Source organism: Pseudomonas azerbaijanoccidentalis (assembly GCF_019145495.1).
Taxonomy (GTDB): Bacteria; Pseudomonadota; Gammaproteobacteria; order Pseudomonadales; family Pseudomonadaceae; genus Aquipseudomonas; species Aquipseudomonas azerbaijanoccidentalis.
The window spans coordinates 984,032-998,718 of sequence record NZ_JAHSTU010000001.1 but is presented as its reverse complement, the minus strand read 5'-3'; the positions used below and the strand labels follow the sequence as shown (position 1 = coordinate 998,718).

Here is a 14,687-nt window from a genome sequence, read left to right as displayed (position 1 = left end):
TTAGTCCGCGCGGCCCAGTCCTCAGACAAGGGTAGTGCACATGAAACAGTTACTTGGGTACTTCACCAAACGGGTGATCGCTGGACTGCTGGTCATCATCCCGATCTACCTGGCCATCCTGGTGTTGCTCAAGGGCATGAAGTCCCTCGGACAACTGGTGCGGCCCTTCACCAACATCCTTCCTGACTGGCTGCCTGCCGAGCAGCTGTTATCGCTGATCCTGGTGCTGTTGATCTGCTTTGTGATCGGCGCGGCTCTGCGCACGCGGTTGGGGCAATCGGCCCGCGAGCGCGTCGAGAAGGGCCTGTTCGAGAGGATTCCCGGTTACGGTCTGTTCCGCAGCCTGACACAACAAGTGGCAGGAGACAGCCGGCAAACGGTTTGGAAGCCGGCACTGGTCGAGATCGAAGATGCGCTGGTTCCGGCCTTCATCATTGAGGTGTTCGAAGACGGTCGCTACACCATTTTCGTGCCCTCGGTGCCGACGCCGTTGGCCGGTGCGGTGTACATCCTCGAAGCGAGCCGCGTGCATCCGCTGGATGTGTCTTTCACCGACGCTTTCAAAGTGATCTCGAAATGGGGCTCCGGTGCCAAGGACCTGGTGGCGGCGATGGAGAACGCTAAGCCCCGACTCGATCCGGCCGTGACGACGCACAAGGTCGACTCCATACCTTGAGCGTCACTTGGCGAATTTTTTCGCCCCGGCGACACACAGGATCACCGCGACCGTGACGCCGAGCATGCCGATGCTGACGTGCTCGTGCAGCAGGGTGGCCGCCAGTGCCAGGCCAAAGAACGGTTGCAACAGTTGCAGTTGGCCTACAGCGGCAATGCCGCCCTGGGCGAGCCCGCGATACCAGAAAACGAAACCGATCAGCATGCTGAACAGCGACACGTAAGCCAGGCTGAACCAGGCCGGCGTGCTGATCCCGCTGAACGACGCCGGCAACCGCCACCAGCTCAGTGCTGCCATGACCGGCAGTGCCAGCACCAGCGCCCACGAAATCACCTGCCAACCGCCCAGCGTGCGCGACAACTTTGCCCCTTCGGCATAACCGAGACCGCACGCCAGGATCGCCAACAGCATCAAAATGTCGCCTTGTGGCGAGGCGCTCAGGCCCTGCGATGCGGCAAAGCCGACCACCAGCAGGCTGCCCAGTACCGAGAAAAACCAGAACACCGGGCGCGGGCGTTCACCGCCGCGCAGCACGCCGAACACCGCGGTGGCCAGCGGTAGCAGGCCGACAAATACGATGGAATGCGCCGATGTCACGTATTGCAATGCCAGCGCAGTCAGTAGCGGAAAACCCACCACCACGCCCAACGCCACGATGATCAGTGGCACGAGTTGATGGCGTGCCGGGCGTTTTTCCTTGAATAACAGCAACAGGCACAGCGCCAGAATCGCGGCGAGTGTGGCCCGGGCCACCGTGAGAAACACCGGATCGAACTCCAGCACCGCCACCCGTGTCGCAGGTAGCGAGCCGCTGAAAATCACAACGCCGATCAAGCCATTGATCCAGCCGCTGGCACTGTTTTCCAGCGTGCGGTTTTGCAGGTTTGAGGTCCGTTCCATGTGGCTCACGCTCATTGTTTGATTGCACGAAATTCATGGTAGGGTTGCTCATCGATACAATCAAAAAATTGTCATGGATACATCGCGACATGCCTCGATCCCGCTATAAAACCTTGGTTGATACCTTTGCCGCCGACATTCGCTCGGGGCGTTTGCCGCCGGGTACGCGGCTGCCCACCCACCGACAGCTCGCCACTGAGCAAGGCCTGGCGCTGGTCACGGCGAGCCGGGTGTACGCCGAGCTTGAGGGCATGGGTCTGGTCAGCGGTGAAACCGGGCGCGGGACTTTTGTCCGGGAAACGTCGCTGCCACCGGGTCAGGGCATTTCGCAGTCGGTGGTGGCGGCGGGGATGATCGACCTGAACTTCAACTATCCGTCGCTGCCCGGCCAGGCCGACCTGTTGCGCACAGCGCTGCGGCAACTGGCGTTGTCCGGTGACCTGGAATCGCTGTTGCGCTACCAGCCCCACGCCGGGCGCCTGCATGAGCGGGCCTCGGTTGCGCGCCACCTGGGCGAGCGCGGCCTGAATGTGCCAGCGGAGCAAGTATTGATCGTCAGCGGTGCCCAACACGGGCTGGCCGTGGTGATGATGACGCTGCTCAAGCCCGGCGACGTGATCGCAGCTGACGCGTTGACCTATCCGGGGTTCAAGACGCTCGCCGAAACCCTGCACCTGGAAGTCTTGCCTATTCCTGTCACCGACAAAGGGCCTGATTTGTCTGCCTTGGACAAACTGTGCCGCAGTCGTCCGGTGCGTGCGGTGTACGCGATGCCGACGTTGCATAACCCGCTGGGTTGGGTGATGGATGCCGATCAACGCGAGCGCTTGGTGGCCATCGCCCGGCAACATGATCTGACGATCATCGAAGACGCGGCCTACGCGTTTCTGGCCGACAACGCACCGCCCCCTGTGGCTGAGATGGCACCGGAAAGAACGGTGTACGTGAGCGGTTTGTCGAAGAACATCGCCACCGGGCTGCGGGTCGGTTTCATCGCGGCACCGGCCCACTGGATCGCCGGTTTTGAACGCACCGTCATGGCGACAACCTGGAACACCCCGGGCGTGATGACGGCGATCGCCACGAACTGGCTCGACGACGGCACCGTTTACACACTCGAAGCACAAAAGCGTGCGGATGCGCAGGCCCGGCAAGCCTTGGCGCGCGAGGTGCTGGCGGGGCTGAAGACCGTCAGTCATCCATCTTCATATTTCATTTGGCTGCCCTTGGCGGAAGACGCCCGCGCCGATCAGATCGCCATGGCGTTGATGCGTGAACAGGTCTCGGTATCGCCCGCCGAGCCCTTCGCGATCACCACACACGTGCCCCACGCCATTCGCCTGGCATTGGGCTCAGTGGACATGGAGTCCCTGCGCCAAGCCTTGGTGAAGGTGAAGCGGGTAGTGGGCTATTACGCCTAGCGGACGCTCACGGGGGCAGTTTTCTTCAATACGTGCACCGTCGGGCTCTTTACCTTGGGGCCTGGTTCAATTGACTGAGAGTAGGTGTGCGATGAGTTTGATCATGTCCATGGCCGCGTTTGCGCTGGCCGCTTCGATCACCCCGGGGCCGGTGAATATCGTGGCCTTGAGTTCCGGGGCGCGGTTCGGCTTCAAGGCCAGCCAGCGCCATGTGGCAGGGGCGACTCTGGGGTTCGTGTTGTTGCTGGTGTTGATGGGCTTGGGGCTGCACGAGTTGTTGCAGCTGTGGCCCGCCATGACTCAGGTGGTGCAGTGGGCCGGCGTGGCGTTCCTGTTGTACATGGCCTTTAAACTGGCCGCTGACAACGGGCAACTGGAGGCGAAGGATTCAGCGCGCGCACCGTCGATGCTGTACGGCGCCGTCATGCAATGGCTCAACCCCAAGGCCTGGCTGGCCTGCGTGGCCGGCATGGGCGCGTTTGTCGCCGATGGCGAGGCGCGCCTGGTGTGGCAGTTTGCGGCGGTTTATCTGGTGATCTGCTATGTGTCGGTCGGCTGCTGGGCCTACGCCGGGACGTTCCTGCGCGGGTACCTGAACAACCCGGCGGGCATGCGTTGGTTCAACCGGGGCATGGCGTTGTTGCTGGCGGTGAGTGCGGTGTATCTGCTGTTGCCGTGATCAACCGCGATACTGCCCCGGCGTCGCGGCCAGATGCTGTTTGAACGCGCGTTGAAAATGCGCCTGATCGGCAAACCCCGCCTCCAGTGCGACATCGGCAATCAGCTTGCCGTTGCGCAATTGGTCGCGGGCAAACTGGATGCGCCGGTTGACCAGAAAGGCGTGGGGCGTCATGCCGTAATGCTGCTTGAACGCGCGAATCAGATAAGACGGTGACAACTGCGCCGCTTCGCAAATGTCTTCGAGCTTGAGCATTTGCGTGCAGTGTTCGCGGATGAATTCGGCGGCGCGTTCCAGTTTGGAATTGGGTTCGCGCAGGGGCTGTGCGGCAGGGTTGAGCCGCAGCTGCACCTCGGTGAAAAACTCCACCGCGGCGCTCTGTTTGCGCAGTACGTCCTGTAGCGGATCGACCAGTACTTCATACAACTGCGCCAAACCCGCAAACAGCTCGGTGTCAGCGGTATGGGTGATCGCAAAGCGACGAAACGCCAGGTCATCGCTGAACCCGAGCTGATGCTGCAAGTCGGCCAGCCACGCGGTCTCGACATACAGCATCAGGTACGACCAGGGCTGGTCGTCGATCGGGTTGCAGGCGTGGACATCACCGGGATTCATCAGCACCACCGTTCCGGCACTGACCTCGAACTGCGATTGCTCATGGACATAGGTGCTGCGCCCGGCAGTGATCGCACCGATGGAAAAGTGCTCGTGGGAATGCCGGGTGTAGCAGACCTCGCGCCCATCCGCGATAGCGCGGGCTTCGATGAAGGGCAGGGCATCATCGCGCCAGAAACGCGGGGCCTTGTCGGTGTCCTTGGGCTTGCTGAGCTTCATGGTCAATCCTCGGCAGATCAGCCTCGGAGTGTATTAGCTCTCGCCGTTAAAGGCTCGTTGCAACGCGGCGATATCGAGTTTTTTCATCTGCATCATGGCCGCCATGGCGCGTTGGGATTTGCTCGTGTCCGGGTCTTTGAGCATCTCCATCATCGCCACCGGCACGATCTGCCATGACACACCGTATTTGTCCTTCAACCAGCCGCATTGCTGGGCCTCGACCGGCCCACCAGCGGACAGCCGTCCCCAGAAATGGTCGACTTCCTCTTGCGTCTGGCAATTGACCTGAAACGAGATCGCTTCGTTGAACTTGAAGTTCGGGCCACCGTTGAGGCCGGTGAACGTCTGTCCATCGAGTTCGAAACTGACCGTCAGCACCGAGCCTTCCGCATGACCGTGGATCTCTTGCCCGGCCTTGCCGTAGTGAGTGATGGCGGTGATTTTCGCGTGATCGAAGATCGCACAATAGAACTTCGCTGCTTCTTCCGCCTGCCCATCGAACCACAGGCACGGCGTGATTTTTTGAACGTGAAGCATGGCGGGTCTCCTTGGCAGTTTTTTGCAGGCTGGACTATCAGCGTAGCCAGCCTCGGCTTGCCTGGCTGTGCCGTAGATCGCCCGGTGCGCTGGAGAAATCAGCATGAAGTAGTCAGTAAGACATCCATATTTGTCATAAAGACTATTTTTGGTTGATGTCGATTTGACCTGATGGGCTTCAAGGCACTGATTTACAAGGGCTGAGAAACTGGCACGGGACTTGATACACCTTACGTACAACTGAACTGCTACAGGAGTACGGAAAATGTTCCATTTCTTCAGCAATCCTCAGAACGTTCTGCACCTCTCCAGCCGTGTACTCGGCGTGGGCCTGGCGATGCTGCTGGCCGGCATCTACGGCGCCTATCTCTACGAAGGTCATCTGTCGATTCTGGCGCTGGTGTCGCTGCACGCCATGACCATTGTCGGGCCAACCTTGCTGAAAATCGGCTACGTCATGCGCCTGCTGTCCCAGCACCGCTTGCACAAGCCTGTGGCGCGGGCACTGGCCTGATGCGCAACCTGGCGGCTGCACCGGTTTTCAGCCTTGGCTTTCGCCCATTCTTTCTCGCCGGTGCGGCGTTCGCAGCGCTGGCGGTGGCGATCTGGGCCTTGTGGTTATACGGCCGATTACCGGGTGCGCAACCGGTGGGCGGCATGCTGGCCTGGCATCGCCATGAAATGCCGTTCGGGTTCGCCGTGGCGATCATCGCCGGGTTCCTGCTCACGGCGGTGCCGAACTGGACGGGGCGCCCGGGGCTCAACGGTTGGCCTTTGATCGGGCTGGTGCTGGTGTGGTTTTTCGCACGTCTTGCCTGGGCGCTGCCGGTTTCGCCTGTTGTGTTGCTGCTTTTGCAATTGCCATTTTTGCCGTTGCTGGCATGGGTGCTGGGACGTGATCTGGTGGCTGCCGGCAAGCGCGACAATTATCCGGTGTTGTTGATGGTCTCGTTACTGGCCGGGTGTCAGGTGATGACGCTTTGGGGGCTGTGGACCGACGATGTGGGTCTGCAACGACGCGGTGTGTTGGCGGCGTTGTGGCTGGTCGGTGGGCTGATGAGTTTGATTGGCGGGCGAGTGATTCCGTTCTTTATTCAGCGGGGTTTGAATCGGCCGGCTACACCGGCTGCCAATCCGTGGCCGACCCGGGTTTTGCTGGTGGGTGGTTTGTTTGTCGCGCTGACTTTTGCCCTTGGCTGGCAGGAGGTGCCGAGTTTTTGGCTGGCGGCGGTGTTTGGGTTGATGGGTGTTTTACAGCTGTTTCGCTTGTGGCGCTGGCATGATCGGGGGCTGTGGCATGTGCCGTTGTTGTGGTCGCTGTATCTGGCGTATGTCTGGCTGGTGGTGGCGGTTTTTGCCATGGCGTTGTGGCATTTGGGCTGGATGCCGCTGCAGAGTCTGGCCACTCATTCGTTGGCGGTGGGTGGTGTGGGTGGGTTGATTCTGGCGATGATTGCGCGGGTGAGTCTGGGGCATACCGGGCGCGCTTTGATGCCTTCGAAAGTGATTGTTGCGGGGTTTGTTCTGGTGTTGTTCGCGGGTCTGTTGCGTGTGGCGCTGGTGCCGTTTTCGGGGTTGGGGCTGGGGCTTTCGGCGGTGCTTTGGTGTTTGGGGTTTGGGGTGTTTTTGTTGCGGTATACCGGGGTTTTGTTTCGGTCGAGGGTTTGAGCTGTTGAGGACATATCCGTTGCTGCGGTAACGGCTGCTTATGGTTTCGCCCTTACGTACGGCCCCTCGCTTAGGCTCGGGGTGAAGAGCTCAGGTGTACGCCGCTTTGCTCTTCTGTGGGAGCCAGCCTGCTGGCGATGGCGCCCCAGCAGCCAACCTGATTCCGCGGATGTCCCCGCTCAAAAACTCGCACCCTCGCTTCGCTCCACAGCGGCTACAGGTAAATGGCTACGAGCCAGCTGTGTAAACCCTCCACCGATGACCGGTGGTCGATACACCCCGGCCCTGCGAGCAATTTGCGCTTAGCTGTATGGATACCCCGAGGCGCGCGTAGGTTGCAGATCACCACAGCGACGCCCCTTCAGAACACCGTGAGTCTGAGGATCTTCGCAATGCTGACCCTGAATATAAACGGCAAGGATCAGGAGCTGGATGTCCCCGCGGACATGCCGCTGCTCTGGGTCTTGCGTGATGTTGCGCACCTGACTGGGACCAAGTTTGGTTGTGGCATGGCCCAGTGCGGTGCCTGCACGGTGCACGTCGATGGCGCGCCGCTGCGTTCGTGCATTACCCCGGCCACGGCCGTGGCCCACGGGCAAAAAATCCTGACCATCGAGGGCCTGTCCCTCGACGGTTCGCACCCGGTGCAACAAGCCTGGGCCGAACTTGATGTGGTGCAGTGCGGTTACTGCCAGTCCGGACAGATCATGTCGGCCGCGGCGTTGCTGGCGAAGATCCCGAAGCCGACGGATACCGACATTGATCAAGCGCTGTCGGGCAATATCTGCCGCTGCGGCACCTATCCGAGAATTCGCGCCGCGGTCAAACGCGCCGCCGAGTTGGGTTGAGGTGGTCATGAACAGTCTCAATCCGTTATCGCGTCGCGGTTTCCTCAAAGGCACTGCCGTGTTGGGCGGTGGGTTGGTGGTGGCGTTTGTCATCCCCGGTGCCCATCGGTTTGCCGCGGCAGCGGAGAATCAGGGCAACGTGTTCGCGCCCAATGCGTTCCTGCGTATTGGCAATGACAACACCGTCACAGTGTTGCTCGGTCATTCGGAAATGGGCCAGGGCATCTGGACCGGCCTGACCATGTTGATCGCCGAAGAGCTGGATGCCGACTGGTCGAAAATCAAAGTCGAGCATTCACCGGCCTCGGCCGCCGATTACGGCATGGCCGGGTTTGGCGGGATGCAGATCACCGGTGGTTCGACCTCGACCTGGATGGAGTTCGACCGCTATCGCCAGGCCGGCGCGGCGGCGCGGTTGATGTTGATAGAGGCAGCAGCCAAACGTTTTAACGTGGCGCCTTCGCAGGTTCGTACCGAGTCCGGCGTGGTAATTGCCGGTGCCCAGCGCGCCACGTACGGCGAGTTGGCCGATGACGCCGGCAAGCTGCCGGTGCCGGACCCTGCGTCAATCAAACTCAAGGAAGCCAAGGACTGGACGATCATCGGCAAGCCCACCAAGCGCCTGGACACACCGGAGAAGATCACCGGTCGGGCGAAGTTCGGCATGGACGTGCAGTTCGACGGTTTGATGACCGCCATGGTCGCCCGTTCGCCGGTCTTCGGCGGTAAGGTCAAATCCTTCGAAGGTGCTGAGGCGCTGGCCATCCCCGGTGTGCACAAAGTGCTGCAGGTGCCAACCGGTGTGGCAGTGATCGCTGATCATTACTGGGCGGCGAAACTGGGCCGTGATGCGCTGCACGTCGAGTGGGACCTGGGGCCCAACGCCGGGCTCGACAGTCAGAAACTGCTGGAGAGTTTCCGCAAACTCGCCGCCACCCCGGGCCTGCCGGCCAGCAAGGCAGGGGACACCAGTGCCGCATTGGCCAAGGCTGTGAAGAAACTCGATGTCGAGTACAGCGTGCCTTACCTGGCCCATGCGCCGATGGAGCCGCTCAACTGCACCGTGAACATCACCCAGGACAAATGCGAGATCTGGACCGGCACGCAGTTCCAGACCCTGGACCAGTTGATTGCCGGGAAAATCACCGGGCTCAAGCCCGAGCAGGTGGAAATCCATACCGAATTCCTCGGTGGCGGTTTCGGTCGGCGGGCCAACCCGACATCGGACTTTGTTGCCGAAGCGGTGTACGTCGCCAAAGCGGCGGGCGGACCGGTCAAAACCGTGTGGGCGCGGGAGGATGACATCCGTGGCGGTTATTACCGCTCGGCGTTCTTGCATCAGGCGCAGGTTGGTCTGGGCGCCGATGGCCTGCCGGTGGCGTGGAAACACGTAATGGTCGGGCAGTCGATCATGGCCGGCACGTCGCTCGAAGCGACCATGGTCAAGGACGGCATCGATAAAACGTCCGTCGAAGGTGTGGCGGACAGTCCTTATCTGGAGGGAATGGCCAATCATCAAGTTGACCTGCACTCGCCGCAAACCGGCATCAGCGTGTTGTGGTTGCGTTCAGTGGGGCACAGCCACACGGCGTTCGTCATGGAGTCGTTGATTGACGAGTTGGCCAGCGCAGCGGGGAAAGACCCGGTGGAGTACCGACGAACGCTGCTCAAAGAGCATCCGCGGCACTTGGGCGTCTTGAACCTGGCCGTGGAAAAAGCCAACTGGAAAGCGCCACTGGCGGACGGCCATGCCTTGGGCGTGGCGGTGCACGAATCATTCGGCAGTTATGTGGCGCAGGTGGCGGAGGTGTCCCAGGACAACCTCGCGATTCGCGTGCATCGCGTGGTGTGTGCGGTGGATTGCGGGATCGCGGTCAACCCGCAGAGCATCGCCGCGCAAATGGAGTCATGCATCGCCTTCGGGTTGGGCTTTACCTTGCACAGTCACCTGACGTTCAAGGACGGCCAGGTGGTGCAATCCAACTATCACGACTATCAAGTGCTGCGCCTCAACGAGATGCCGGTGGTCGAAGTGCACATCGTGCCCAGCAGCGATAAACCCGGTGGCATCGGCGAAGCCGGTGTACCGCCCACGGCCCCGGCGGTGGCCAACGCGGTGTTCGCCTTGACCGGCCAGCGCCTGCGGGAGCTGCCGTTGCAATTGTCGGGGGTGTGAAATGAGACGTCATCATTGGGTGTTGGGTTCGCTGACCCTGTTCTGCCTGTTTATCTACACAACGGAGCTGTTTGCCGAAGACAAGGAGGCCCTGAAGGCGTTCGACACCGTGCGACAGGTGTTCCAGAGCCCCCGGTGCCAGAATTGCCATATTCCCGGTGACTCGCCGTTGCAATTCGATGCCGGTACACCCCACGCGATGAACGTGGTGCGGGGGATGGACGGCAAAGGGGCGGCCGGTTTGCCCTGCGCCAGTTGCCACGCCGAAGCCAATCCGCCGGCCAGTTACGGTCCCAAGGCTCCACCGGGAGCGCCGCATTGGAGCCTGCCGCCGGCAGCACACAAAATGGCCTGGATCGGCCTGCCTCCCGACAAACTGTGCGCCATGATCAAGGACCGCGGGAGCAATGGTGACCGTGATTTCGCCGCGCTGATCAAGCACGTCAGCGAAGACAAACTGGTGTTGTGGGGCTGGAATCCGGGCGGTAATCGCGCGCCGGTACCGGTGGCGCACGATGTTTTTGTCACGCAATTCAAGCTCTGGGCGGATGCCGGTGGGCCGTGCCCGGTAACGGGAAGCTGACCAACGGCCCGTAAACAGGGAGTCAAACCCGCTTTGGAGGGCTCTAAAGAACATACCCACCAATGGAGTATGTGATGCTGATTTCAGGCAAGCCGCACAAGAAAAGCGTCTGCGCAGACCCTTTGCGCACGCCCGCACAGGAGCGCGAACTGTTGCGCGACCTGGCCCGCCAGGCTGAGCAGGCGCTGACGGGCGTGCAGATGGCAAGCATGGATGAGTTGACGTTGTTGTCCAATCGCCACGGCTTCTTGGCGTTGGCCCAAATGGCCCTGGAGGCCTGCGCGCAACTGGAACGGCCAGCGACGCTGCTGTTCTTCAACCTCGATGATTTCAAACGCATCAACTACCTGTTCGGGCGTGCCGAGGGCGACGATGCCCTGAAAACCTTCGCGGATGTGCTGCGCATCGGCTTCCGCGAAAGTGATGTGATCGGGCGACTGGAAGGTGCGACTTTTGTGGCCTTGCTCACAGGTTCCGGCAGCGTGGATCTCACGGCGATCAAGGCGCGGTTTGAAGAAATGCTCGATGAGCGCAATGCCACGCTGCACCGGGGCTATGACATCAGGTTCAGCATTGGGCAGATTGAATACGATCCCACGGTGCATGGCTCGTTCGAGGAGCTTTTGGCCGAGGCGGAAAAGGTCTTGGGCCGCGGAGTGTGCTGAATTGACTGCCCCATCGCCAGCACGATGGCTATCAGCTCAGCACGAACTCCACCGGTTCCAGTTGAGGCGGCAATTCTGTCGTGCCCATCGCAGCCAGTACATCGCGTTCGATGTTGCGCACGATAGCGTCGGTGGGGAGGTCGTTTTCGTCGCGGCCGAACGGGTCTTCCAGTTCATCGGCAATCGCGTCCAGGCCGAAAAAGGTGTAGCTGACAATCGCCGTGAAAATCGGTGTCAGCCAGCCCAGCGGTTCGGCCATGGCGAACGGCAGCAGGATGCAGAACAGGTAAATGGTCCGGTGTAACAGCAGGGTGTAGGGGAATGGCAGCGGGGTGTTCTTGATCCGTTCACACACGGCCTGGGCATGGGTCAGGCTGGTCAAATGATTGGCCATGAGCGTGTAGCGCCAGTCGTTGATCGCCCCGGATTCGTTGAGTGCCGAGCACTGTTGGCCGACCTGCATCAGTATCTGTCCGCTGATGTCCGTGGTGTCGTTCCTGGGCATCGGTTGCAGCCAGTCGCCACTGGCGGCCAGTTCGTTTTCCTGGCGCAGGCGCGCGTTGAGGGCATGGGCGAAGCCGCAGAGGTTGCTCAAAATCGGGTGTCGCTGCGCCGTGTCTTTGATCACCAGGGTTTCGCGGATCATCGAGCGGGTTGCCACGATCACATCGCCCCACGCTTTGCGCGCTTCATACCAGCGGTCATAACAGGCGTTGTTGCGAAAGCTCATGAAAATCGACAACGACAAACCCAACAGGGTGAAGGGCGTGGCACTGACCTTGGAAAAATACATGGGGTGCAGGGTTTCGATGAGCACGATGGCCGAGGCGAGCAGCGTCACCATCAGGCTGCGCCGGGCGATGCGTTTGGCGATGGAACCCTTGAGCGAAGTCAGCACGCCGATCAGGTTTGGCTTGGGTCTCACAATCATGAGGTTCAGCCGCCAGTCATGTTCATGAAGCGAACCACCTGCACATCATCGTTCACTTCGAAGTTGTGTCGATAGGGTTTGAGTTTCATCGCCTCGATGATGGCTTTCTCCAGGCGTTCTGGCTGCCCGGGATGGCTACGCAATACGGCCTTCAGGTCAACCGAATTTTCATTGCCCAGGCACAGCAGCAATCGACCTTCGACCGTCAACCGCACCCGATTGCAGGTGCCGCAGAAGTTATGGCTGTGGGGCGAAATGAACCCCAGGCGAATCTGCGGCGCTTCGGCCAGCCGCCAGTAACGCGACGGCCCTTGGGTCGACTCGGCGGAGTCAATCAGAGTGTAGCGTTCGGCGATCTTTTCACGGACCTGGGCGCTGGAATAAAACGATTCGGCGCGGCTGTGTTCATCGATGGTGCCCAGTGGCATCTCTTCAATGAAGGAAATGTCGAGGTTGCGGTCAATGGCGAAGCTCACCAGATCATTGATCTCGTGATCATTGCGGCCCTTCATCACCACGCAGTTGAGTTTGGTGTTGCGAAAACCGGCCTGGTTGGCGGCGTCGATGCCCTTGATCACCTGCGCCAGGTCACCGGTGCGGGTCAGTTCGCGAAAGCGCTGCGGGTCGAGGCAGTCGAGGCTGATGTTGAGGCGGTTGACCCCGGCGTCGAACAAGGGCTGTGCCAGTTTGGCCAACTGCGAACCATTGGTGGTCATGCACAGCTCGCGCAAGCCGGGCAGGGCAGCGATCTTTTCGCACAGTTGCACCACGCCCGGACGAATAAGGGGCTCGCCCCCGGTCAGGCGGATTTTGCGGGTGCCCAGCGCGACGAAGCTTTCGGCCAGTTGATAAATTTCTTCCAGGGTCAGCACCCGTTGGCGCGGCAGAAACTGCATGTCCTCGGCCATGCAATACACGCAACGGAAATCGCAGCGGTCGGTGACCGACATCCGCAGGTAGTCCACGCGGCGGGAGAACCCATCGATCAAGACTCGTTCTGACATGACATCCTCGCGTGGCGTCTCGTGTGGCGTACTCCGCGATTAACGGCTTTGTGCGCAGACTAAGAGCATCCGGCAGGGACGTCCAATCAGTATCAGTAACCGCTTGATCGAGCGGATCTATGATGGGGTCTACTGCGCACCAAACATCGCCGTCCAGTAGATGCCCGCATCACTCTTCGGATCATTGGCATACGCCGCGCCCAGCTCATTGAATTGCGGGTTCATCAGGTTGGCGCAGTGGCCTGGGCTGGCCAGCCAGCCATCGACGACCTTGCGCACAGTGTCTTGCCCGGCAGCGATGTTTTCGCCGATTTGCTGAAAGTTATAGCCCGCCAGCTCGGCGCGGTCACCCGGTGTGCGACCGTCGCGGTCCTTGTGGTCGAAGAAGTTGTTGTTGGCCATCGAGCGCGAATGGGCTTCGGCGGCGCTGCCCAGCGTGGCGTTCCAGGCCAGTGGCGTGGTGGCGTTGAATGATTGAGTGCCGCACTGGCGTGGCTTGGTGCGTGCGGCGTTCAGCTCGGTCAGCAGTTTCTGGCCTTCGGCTTGCCAGTCGCCCAGGCGTGCGCTCAACAGGGGCCGTGCCACGACAATGCGCCACTCACGGTCCTGTCGGCTCACCCCGACATCGACAAATTGCGGGTCGAGCACGATCTGGCAAAAACTTTCCTGAATCGCTTTCATCGCCGATGCCGCGTCGCGCGGCCCGGAGAGGCTGATCGCCTGCACGTTCTTCATGGGGTAACCGGCGCCGGCCATGGCTTGTTGCAGGTTGCCGATGCTGGCGCCAGACAGCGCCAAACGCGGATCGGCTGCCAAGGGTGGCAGCTCCGATGAAACCTGGCCGGCGCAACGTTGCAACTGGCTGCGATAGACGTTGATCGACTCGATCAACTGCGACTCTTCGCTCGCCACGGCGCTGGCGGCCAACAGCAGGCCCAATGACACACCGGCAAAGCGCATAGCGGATGGTAGCAAACGCATGGAAATCTCCCTTGAGCTGACTGCGCCCATGATGCGCGAAGTTACCTTGTCACAGGCAACGGATTTTCCCGAAAGTTGTGGCACAAGTGCAATCATTTCACTACTACACTCAAGCGAACTGCCAACTGAGTAGTGCCCAACCATGCGCCATCACTGGATAGCAACCTGCCTCGCCCTGATAGTGCTCGCCGGTCCGGCACTCGCCGCCGATCAACAGCAAACCCAAAAAGTCGCCGAAGACAAGGCCGAGGTACTTGAGCAGAAGGCTGCCGACAACAGCAGTCCGGCACCGGTCCCTAAGTCTGAAGCTATCACCCAGCCCGAAGTGCAGGCCGTGGACCCGGCGGGCAAGGCGCCGCTGGACGACGCCATTACCTGTCTCGCCCGGTCGATCTACTGGGAGGCCAAAGGCAAGGACGCTGCCGATATGGAAGCAGTGGCCAACGTGGTCATGAACCGCCTCGGTCATGGAGGTTTTCCCGATACGGTATGCGGTGTGGTCAAGCAGGGTTCGGAAACCAAAAGCTGCCAGTTTTCCTGGTGGTGTGACGGGCGCGCCGACTCGGTTCAGGAGGAAGTGCCTTACGCGCTGGCCAAGGAAATCGCGCGCAAGGCGCTGAACAAGCAACTGCCGGATCGCACCAAAGGCGCGTTGTATTTCCATGACCGCACGGTTAAACCGAATTGGGCGAAGGAGTACACCAACACGGCGAACATCGGTTTGTTCAAGTTTTACAAGCCTCAAGGCGGGGATGCGAAGTAGTCGCTTTCAAGGGGGAACACC

16 protein-coding genes are annotated in these 14,687 nt (G+C 60.7%); 10 read left to right on the top strand and 6 right to left on the bottom strand.

Going from position 1 to position 14,687, the window contains the following annotated elements:
• Positions 1 to 40 precede the first annotated feature (40 nt).
• Complete coding sequence (locus KVG88_RS04150; RefSeq protein ID WP_217870413.1) at positions 41 to 676, top strand: DUF502 domain-containing protein; 636 nt, start codon at positions 41 to 43, stop codon at positions 674 to 676.
• Positions 677 to 679: 3 nt separating this feature from the next.
• Here KVG88_RS04150 and KVG88_RS04145 read toward each other — a convergent pair whose 3' ends face one another.
• The gene (locus KVG88_RS04145) at positions 680 to 1,576 is read right to left on the bottom strand and encodes a DMT family transporter (RefSeq protein WP_217870412.1); all 897 of its coding nucleotides are present in this window, start codon (positions 1,574 to 1,576) and stop codon (positions 680 to 682) included.
• 89 nt (positions 1,577 to 1,665) lie between these two features.
• Between KVG88_RS04145 and KVG88_RS04140 the strand changes: the two genes are divergently transcribed.
• Together KVG88_RS04140 and KVG88_RS04135 are read left to right on the top strand one after the other, a co-directional pair.
• Positions 1,666 to 2,997 carry an aminotransferase-like domain-containing protein gene (locus KVG88_RS04140; protein ID WP_217870411.1) on the top strand — a complete coding sequence of 444 codons (1,332 nt, stop codon included), beginning with the start codon at positions 1,666 to 1,668 and terminating at the stop codon, positions 2,995 to 2,997.
• Positions 2,998 to 3,088: 91 nt separating this feature from the next.
• Positions 3,089 to 3,676: a LysE family translocator gene (locus KVG88_RS04135; RefSeq protein WP_150704558.1), complete on the top strand. Its 588-nt coding sequence runs from the start codon at positions 3,089 to 3,091 to the stop codon at positions 3,674 to 3,676.
• On the opposite strand, the gene KVG88_RS04130 is transcribed toward KVG88_RS04135, so the two are convergent.
• Together KVG88_RS04130 and KVG88_RS04125 are read right to left on the bottom strand one after the other, a co-directional pair.
• Complete coding sequence (locus KVG88_RS04130; RefSeq protein WP_217870410.1) at positions 3,677 to 4,510, bottom strand: AraC family transcriptional regulator; 834 nt, start codon at positions 4,508 to 4,510, stop codon at positions 3,677 to 3,679.
• Positions 4,511 to 4,543: 33 nt separating this feature from the next.
• Positions 4,544 to 5,047: a VOC family protein gene (locus tag KVG88_RS04125; RefSeq protein WP_150704560.1), complete on the bottom strand. Its 504-nt coding sequence runs from the start codon at positions 5,045 to 5,047 to the stop codon at positions 4,544 to 4,546.
• Positions 5,048 to 5,312: 265 nt separating this feature from the next.
• On the opposite strand from KVG88_RS04125, the gene KVG88_RS04120 reads away from it, so the two are divergent.
• From KVG88_RS04120 to KVG88_RS04095, 6 genes are all read left to right on the top strand, one after another.
• On the top strand, positions 5,313 to 5,561 hold the full coding sequence (locus KVG88_RS04120; protein ID WP_150704561.1) for a transmembrane sensor/regulator PpyR: 249 nt from the start codon (positions 5,313 to 5,315) through the stop codon (positions 5,559 to 5,561).
• Positions 5,561 to 6,715, top strand: coding sequence for an NnrS family protein (locus KVG88_RS04115; protein ID WP_217870409.1), 1,155 nt, complete (start codon positions 5,561 to 5,563; stop codon positions 6,713 to 6,715). Before KVG88_RS04120 ends, KVG88_RS04115 begins: the two co-directional genes overlap by 1 nt.
• A gap of 392 nt (positions 6,716 to 7,107) precedes the next feature.
• Complete coding sequence (locus tag KVG88_RS04110) at positions 7,108 to 7,563, top strand: (2Fe-2S)-binding protein (protein WP_150704563.1); 456 nt, start codon at positions 7,108 to 7,110, stop codon at positions 7,561 to 7,563.
• Between the two features lie 7 nt (positions 7,564 to 7,570).
• On the top strand, positions 7,571 to 9,739 hold the full coding sequence (locus KVG88_RS04105; RefSeq protein WP_217870408.1) for a xanthine dehydrogenase family protein molybdopterin-binding subunit: 2,169 nt from the start codon (positions 7,571 to 7,573) through the stop codon (positions 9,737 to 9,739).
• A gap of 1 nt (position 9,740) precedes the next feature.
• On the top strand, positions 9,741 to 10,322 hold the full coding sequence (locus KVG88_RS04100) for a hypothetical protein (protein WP_150704565.1): 582 nt from the start codon (positions 9,741 to 9,743) through the stop codon (positions 10,320 to 10,322).
• Between the two features lie 74 nt (positions 10,323 to 10,396).
• The gene (locus tag KVG88_RS04095; protein ID WP_150704566.1) at positions 10,397 to 10,987 is read left to right on the top strand and encodes a GGDEF domain-containing protein; all 591 of its coding nucleotides are present in this window, start codon (positions 10,397 to 10,399) and stop codon (positions 10,985 to 10,987) included.
• A 31-nt stretch (positions 10,988 to 11,018) separates the two neighbouring features.
• Here the strand turns inward: KVG88_RS04095 and KVG88_RS04090 are convergent, their stop codons facing one another.
• From KVG88_RS04090 to KVG88_RS04080, 3 genes are all read right to left on the bottom strand, one after another.
• A complete protein-coding gene (locus tag KVG88_RS04090) occupies positions 11,019 to 11,918 on the bottom strand; it encodes a bestrophin family protein (RefSeq protein ID WP_217870407.1) in 900 nt (299 codons plus the stop codon).
• Between the two features lie 5 nt (positions 11,919 to 11,923).
• On the bottom strand, positions 11,924 to 12,922 hold the full coding sequence (gene moaA / locus KVG88_RS04085) for a GTP 3',8-cyclase MoaA (RefSeq protein ID WP_217870406.1): 999 nt from the start codon (positions 12,920 to 12,922) through the stop codon (positions 11,924 to 11,926).
• Between the two features lie 129 nt (positions 12,923 to 13,051).
• Complete coding sequence (locus KVG88_RS04080; RefSeq protein ID WP_150704569.1) at positions 13,052 to 13,903, bottom strand: CAP domain-containing protein; 852 nt, start codon at positions 13,901 to 13,903, stop codon at positions 13,052 to 13,054.
• A 142-nt stretch (positions 13,904 to 14,045) separates the two neighbouring features.
• On the opposite strand from KVG88_RS04080, the gene KVG88_RS04075 reads away from it, so the two are divergent.
• Positions 14,046 to 14,666, top strand: a complete 621-nt coding sequence (locus tag KVG88_RS04075) for a cell wall hydrolase (protein WP_150704570.1) — start codon at positions 14,046 to 14,048, stop codon at positions 14,664 to 14,666.
• Positions 14,667 to 14,687: the final 21 nt, after the last annotated feature.

Bases quoted from the DNA above. Each gene is read 5' to 3' on its own strand.
- KVG88_RS04115 (WP_217870409.1), top strand. From the start codon at position 5,561: ATGCGCAACCTGGCGGCTGCACCGGTTTTCAGCCTTGGCTTTCGCCCA.
- KVG88_RS04140 (WP_217870411.1), top strand. From the start codon at position 1,666: ATGCCTCGATCCCGCTATAAAACCTTGGTTGATACCTTTGCCGCCGAC.
- KVG88_RS04110 (WP_150704563.1), top strand. From the start codon at position 7,108: ATGCTGACCCTGAATATAAACGGCAAGGATCAGGAGCTGGATGTCCCC.
- KVG88_RS04075 (WP_150704570.1), top strand. From the start codon at position 14,046: ATGCGCCATCACTGGATAGCAACCTGCCTCGCCCTGATAGTGCTCGCC.
- KVG88_RS04120 (WP_150704561.1), top strand. From the start codon at position 5,313: ATGTTCCATTTCTTCAGCAATCCTCAGAACGTTCTGCACCTCTCCAGC.
- KVG88_RS04130 (WP_217870410.1), bottom strand. From the start codon at position 4,510: ATGAAGCTCAGCAAGCCCAAGGACACCGACAAGGCCCCGCGTTTCTGG.
- KVG88_RS04095 (WP_150704566.1), top strand. From the start codon at position 10,397: ATGCTGATTTCAGGCAAGCCGCACAAGAAAAGCGTCTGCGCAGACCCT.
- KVG88_RS04105 (WP_217870408.1), top strand. From the start codon at position 7,571: ATGAACAGTCTCAATCCGTTATCGCGTCGCGGTTTCCTCAAAGGCACT.
- KVG88_RS04090 (WP_217870407.1), bottom strand. From the start codon at position 11,918: ATGATTGTGAGACCCAAGCCAAACCTGATCGGCGTGCTGACTTCGCTC.
- KVG88_RS04080 (WP_150704569.1), bottom strand. From the start codon at position 13,903: ATGCGTTTGCTACCATCCGCTATGCGCTTTGCCGGTGTGTCATTGGGC.
- KVG88_RS04100 (WP_150704565.1), top strand. From the start codon at position 9,741: ATGAGACGTCATCATTGGGTGTTGGGTTCGCTGACCCTGTTCTGCCTG.
- KVG88_RS04135 (WP_150704558.1), top strand. From the start codon at position 3,089: ATGAGTTTGATCATGTCCATGGCCGCGTTTGCGCTGGCCGCTTCGATC.
- moaA (WP_217870406.1), bottom strand. From the start codon at position 12,922: ATGTCAGAACGAGTCTTGATCGATGGGTTCTCCCGCCGCGTGGACTAC.
- KVG88_RS04150 (WP_217870413.1), top strand. From the start codon at position 41: ATGAAACAGTTACTTGGGTACTTCACCAAACGGGTGATCGCTGGACTG.
- KVG88_RS04125 (WP_150704560.1), bottom strand. From the start codon at position 5,047: ATGCTTCACGTTCAAAAAATCACGCCGTGCCTGTGGTTCGATGGGCAG.
- KVG88_RS04145 (WP_217870412.1), bottom strand. From the start codon at position 1,576: ATGGAACGGACCTCAAACCTGCAAAACCGCACGCTGGAAAACAGTGCC.